This window comes from Neisseria sp. P0009.S007, from assembly GCF_051962515.1.
The window spans coordinates 1-1,369 of the sequence record NZ_JBQCVF010000356.1 but is presented as its reverse complement, the minus strand read 5'-3'; the positions used below and the strand labels follow the sequence as shown (position 1 = coordinate 1,369).

Annotated in this window: 2 protein-coding genes; both read right to left on the bottom strand. The window is 53.6% G+C overall.

Going from position 1 to position 1,369, the window contains the following annotated elements:
* Positions 1–362 (bottom strand): DUF456 domain-containing protein (locus ACTHS3_RS13240; protein ID WP_440368158.1); only part of this gene is annotated, 362 nt, incomplete at its 3' end.
* Between the two features lie 143 nt (positions 363–505).
* Positions 506–1,369, bottom strand: an 864-nt coding sequence (locus tag ACTHS3_RS13235) for an MFS transporter (RefSeq protein ID WP_440368157.1), incomplete at its 5' end; no start/stop codon positions are given.

Genomic DNA, 1,369 nt, shown 5'->3' with positions numbered 1-1,369 from the left:
GTGTCTTTGCGTGCCATAAATTCGCCGATGGCCGCACCGGTCAACGGGCCGAGCAACAAGCCGGGAATGGAAAAGAATGCGCCGACGATGCCGCCGATAAATGCACCCCAAACTGCGGTTTTGCTTGCGCCGGTATATTTTGCACCCAATGCGCCCGCCACATAGTCCATTGCAGTACCGAATACGGCAACGATAGCCAAAAAGGTCAGCGTACCCGAGCCAAACACTTGATAATCGCCGGCATAACCCAACAGCCATGCACCACCAAACATCAAACCCAATCCGGGCAAGGCAGGATAAATAGTGCCTAAAATACCGACAACAATGGCGATCAAGCCGAGAACGATGAGAACAGCAGTCATGAGGTTCCTTTTGAATTTAAGAGTGTAATAATGGCAGTATTATGGGCACGTTTTGTTATATTTTCATGAGAGATTGTGCAATAAAATGAAAAATTATCCAGAGGAGCGCTCAATTAAAATCGATGGATAAATATTTGAGCGAATTATTGTGAATCACGCTCTGAATGATTGAATAAATTTCTATTCAAATATAAAAGCAGGCCTACCAATACGGCTAAGTACACTGCAACCCAATACGCATTAGTATAACCAATAGCCTTTGCCAGCTGCAGGGCGACGAAACCGGCCGCGTAACTGCCGAGCAGAACCACGGAAAATTGCAGGCTGCTGTCGAGTGCGGCGGTGGCACGGTTGGATTTGTCCATCACCAACGCCAGTATCACCGGCAACAGCAGCGTGTAGCTCAGGCTTAGGGCAATGATTTGAACGGGCGGCAGCCAAGGGTGGATGCGGGCGAGCGCGTCGATGGCGGTCATGGACGCCAAAAGCGGCAGTTGCAGCGCGTAGAGTAGGAAAACGAGTTTGCGGCGTGGATAATTGCGCGAAAACCAGCCCGACAGCGGAGTCACAATCAGGCAGGCAACAGGAATGCCCACCGCCAGAATCCCGCCCGTCTGCTTCGGGTTGAAGCCCAAATCCGCCAGCCTGGGCACAAAAGTTGCCGCCATAAACGCATACGGTGCGGCAACGGCAAACAGCAAAACCAGCCACAGCCAGCCTGTTTCAGGTTGCTGCCAAAAAGAAACCAGCCGTGCTGCCAACGCCGTCCAACTGCCTTGCGCAGTCGGACTTTCCGGCTCGCGGTAGTACAAGAGTTGCAGCAGCATCAGCAGGCTGAACGCCAGCATAAAGCCGGCCGCCGCCGTCTGTCCGTATTCCTGATACAGCCACAATACCAGCGCGCCGCCGATCATCTTGCCGCCGCGTGCCGCCATCGTTTGAATCACGCCGCCGAAACCGCGTTCGCGGTGCGGCAGGACGATGCACGACAAACCCAGCATCGCGCA